At 59.2% G+C, this 3,723-nt stretch carries 5 protein-coding genes; 1 reads left to right on the forward strand and 4 read right to left on the reverse strand.

Annotation, left to right across the window (positions count from 1 at the left end):
• The 3 genes from AC1DLB_RS24460 to phoB form a co-directional block, all read right to left on the reverse strand.
• Positions 1-199, reverse strand: a 199-nt coding sequence (locus AC1DLB_RS24460; protein WP_477785789.1) for a CNNM domain-containing protein, incomplete at its 3' end; no start/stop codon positions are given.
• Between the two features lie 123 nt (positions 200-322).
• A complete protein-coding gene (gene phoR, locus AC1DLB_RS24465; RefSeq protein WP_018927396.1) occupies positions 323-1,645 on the reverse strand; it encodes a phosphate regulon sensor histidine kinase PhoR in 1,323 nt (440 codons plus the stop codon).
• A 39-nt stretch (positions 1,646-1,684) separates the two neighbouring features.
• Positions 1,685-2,374, reverse strand: a complete 690-nt coding sequence (phoB, locus tag AC1DLB_RS24470; protein WP_007896474.1) for a phosphate regulon transcriptional regulator PhoB — start codon at positions 2,372-2,374, stop codon at positions 1,685-1,687.
• A 152-nt stretch (positions 2,375-2,526) separates the two neighbouring features.
• Between phoB and AC1DLB_RS24475 the strand changes: the two genes are divergently transcribed.
• Positions 2,527-2,910, forward strand: coding sequence for a COG4315 family predicted lipoprotein (locus AC1DLB_RS24475; RefSeq protein ID WP_018927397.1), 384 nt, complete (start codon positions 2,527-2,529; stop codon positions 2,908-2,910).
• Between the two features lie 77 nt (positions 2,911-2,987).
• On the opposite strand, the gene ubiA is transcribed toward AC1DLB_RS24475, so the two are convergent.
• The coding region (gene ubiA, locus AC1DLB_RS24480; RefSeq protein WP_477785790.1) for a 4-hydroxybenzoate octaprenyltransferase at positions 2,988-3,723 on the reverse strand (736 nt) is incomplete at its 5' end.

Raw genomic sequence — 3,723 nt, forward strand, 5'->3', positions numbered from 1 at the left:
GACTGTGTACGGTGCGCAGGATGTGCCCGCGCCAGCCGTGCTGTTCAGCGATGGCTTCGACCCGGGTCGAGCGCAGTTTGACCATGGCAAACTCTGCCGCAACGAAAAAGCCGTTGAGCAAAACCAGGATCAGAGCAAAAAGAATCATGCCGAAGTCGGCGAATATTGTTGCGAGGGTCAAGCCAGGGGAAGGGTCCATGATGGAGTTTTGCGGGTTCCGTGTATTCAAAAAAGGGGGAAATGCAGTGCCTGAAGGGCAGGCACAAGTCAGCCAATGTAGCGGCTGACTGATCGATTGCCTAGTGGCGAGTGCTAGTCGGTATCAGTCCGCGGCGCTGATCACGCGGGATTTGGTGACCTGGGCCGGCGCGAAATGGCAGGTAAACGTGCTGCCATGCCCCGGCACACTGCTGATTTCCATGCGTGCCCGGTGGCGCAGCAACACGTGCTTGACGATGGCCAGCCCCAGCCCGGTGCCGCCGGTGTTGGAATTGCGGCTGGAATCGACGCGGTAGAAGCGTTCGGTCAGGCGCGGCAGGTGTTTGCTGTCGATACCGATTCCCGAATCCTGCACGCTCAGGTGTGCACCTTGCTCGTCGCCCCACCAGCGAATGCGGATATTGCCTTCGGCCGGGGTGTATTTCACCGCGTTGAACACCAGATTGGAAAACGCACTGCGCAGTTCGGCTTCACTGCCCTTGAGCAGAATCGTCGGGTCGGCTTCCAGGGTGATGCGCTGATTTTTCTGACCCGACAGCTGCTGGGCGTCGCTCTTGATCGATTGCAGCAGGCTATCGATGGACACTGGTTGGTTGTCCGATGGGTAATCGGTGGCTTCCAGTTTGGCCAGCAGCAGCAAATCGTTAAGCAAGGTCTGCATGCGCCCGCCTTGCTGCTGCATTTGCTGTAGGGCACGGGTCCAGCGCGGATTCACGTCCTCGACGTTATCGAGCAGGGTTTCCAGGTAGCCGCAAATCACCGTCAGGGGCGTGCGCAGCTCGTGGGACACGTTGGCGATGAAGTCTTTGCGCATCTGCTCCAGCTGATGGATACGCGTCACGTCGCGCACCAGCATCAAGTGCTCGTTGTTGCCGTAGCGGGTGATGTACAGCTGAATGCGCAGGCGATCATTGATCGGCGACGGAATCTCCAATGGTTCGGCGTAGTTGTCCTGCTCGAAGTATTCCTTGAAACGCGGATGGCGCACCAGGTTGGTCACCGGCTGGCCGCTGTCCTGAGGAGTCTTGAGGCCGAGCAGGGTTTCGGCGGCGCGGTTCCACCACTCAAGGTTGCCGTCGCTGTCGAGCATGATCACTGCGTCTTTCAGCGCGGCAGTGGATTCCTGGACCCGGTCGATCACCGCTTGCAGGCGCCCGCGTACCCGTTGGTCGCGGCGTTGCAGGTGATAGATGCTGTCGAACACTTCGCCCCACAGGCCATAGCCGTCGGGCGGTGCTTCATCGGGTTGGTGCAGGCGCAGCCATTCGTGCAGGCGCAGCAGCTGTTTGAGGGTCCAGGCCAGGTAAACACCCAGGCCCACGGCGAGACTCCAGCCGTAGTAGCCGGAAATCAGGCCGATCACCAGGCAGGCGGTGACCAGCAACAGCATGTGGCGAATCAGGGTGCCATGCCAGTTTTGGTTCACGGAAAATATGCGTCCTTGTCAGCGAGGCTGGCGGCCGGCTCAGGCCTTGGTGGAAAACCGGTAGCCGGTGCCGCGCACGGTTTGTACCAGATTTTCGTAGGCATCGCCGAGGGCTTTGCGCAGGCGACGGATGTGCACGTCGACAGTGCGCTCTTCGACGTAGACATTGCCGCCCCAGACCTGATCCAGCAACTGGCCGCGGGTGTAGGCGCGTTCCTGGTGGGTCATGAAAAATTGCAGCAAGCGGTACTCGGTGGGGCCCATCTCGGCAGGTTTGCCGTCGATGGTCACGCGGTGGCTGATCGGGTCCAGCAGCAGGCCGCCGACTTCGATCGGCGCTTCGCCATCGGTCGGGCCGGCGCGACGCAGCACGGCTTTGAGGCGTGCCACCAGCTCACGGGGTGAAAATGGTTTGGTGATGTAGTCGTCGGCGCCGACTTCCAGGCCCTGGATCTTGTTGTCCTCTTCGCCCTTGGCGGTGAGCATGATGATCGGGATATCCCCGGTCAGTTCGTCGCGCTTGAGGCGGCGGGCCAACTCGATGCCGGARGTGCCGGGCAGCATCCAGTCGAGCAGAATCAGGTCCGGTTTGCGGTCGACGATAATGGCATGGGCCTGCTGGGAGTTCTCCGCCTCCAGGCAGTCATAGCCGGCCATTTCCAACGCAACGGCGATCATTTCGCGAATGGGCGCTTCGTCGTCGACGATCAGAATGCTCCTGCCAACCATGCCTTAATCCTCTTGTCATTTAACTGTCTTGCGCCGCATTAGATAACGGAATTATTGCAGTCGTGTGACAGTATTTTAGCCGGCCTGCGATTGTCGCGATCCTGAACTAAGCTCTAATTCCGAATCCTGACAACCACAAAAGGAAGGTTTCCATGAATCACATTGCTAAATCCTGGAAGGTCCTGCTGGTCACGGCTGCGTTAACGCTGCCGTCCCTGGCCTTTGCGGCAGAACCCGCCATGATGAAAGGCGGCATGATGGTCGATCAGAAGGGTATGACCTTGTATACCTTTGACAAGGACAAGGACGGCAAGTCGATGTGCATGGGTGAGTGTGCGAAGAACTGGCCGCCGATGATGGCTCCGATGGATGCCAAGCCCATGGGTGAATGGAAGCCGATCAAGCGTGACGACGGCACAATGCAATGGACTTACGACGGCAAGCCAATGTACACCTACAAAATGGACAGCAAGCCGGGAGACATGAAAGGCGACGGCATGATGAAAATGTGGCACGTGATTGGCGAACACAAGTAAGTGATTTGCCTGCCCTGTAAACAGTCTGTAGCAGCTGGCGAAGCCTGAGTTCGGCAGCTGCTACAGATCAATCGCAGTCAACGTAATGCGTAATCCAGCACAATCCCCACAAAAATCGCCAACCCCGCCCAGTGGTTATGCAAAAACGCCTGGAAGCWACGCATCCGGTCTTTGCTGCGGGTGTACCAGAACTCCCACGCAAAGCAGCCTGCCGCCACCAGCAACCCAAGGTGGAACCARCCACCGAGATGGAATTTCGAGCCAGCCAGCAACAGGCAGCCCAGCGCCAGGCCTTGCAAGGTCAGAATGATCACCCGGTCGGCATCGCCAAACAGGATCGCGGTGGATTTCACCCCGATCTTCAGGTCATCGTCGCGGTCGGTCATGGCGTAATAGGTGTCGTAGCCCACGGTCCACAGCAAGTTGGCGATCCACAGCAACCAGGCTGTCGCCGGCAGCTCACCGGTCTCGGCGGTGAACGCCATCGGCATGCCCCAGGAGAACGCCGCTCCCAGCACCACTTGCGGGTAATAGGTGTAGCGCTTCATGAACGGATAACTGGACGCCAGGGCCAAACCGCCCAGCGATAGCCAGACAGTCGCCGCGTTGGTGCACAGCACCAGCAGGAAGCTCACACCCATCAGCACCGCGAAGAACACCAAGGCTTCTTTGGAGCTAATCTTGCCGCTCACCAGCGGCCGTTGCTCGGTGCGTTTCACATGGCCATCGACCTTGCGGTCCGCCCAATCGTTGATCACGCAACCGCCGGCACGGGTCAGTACCACGCCGAGCACGAAAATCACGATATTGGCC

Source organism: Pseudomonas sp. 05N434 (assembly GCF_056396965.1).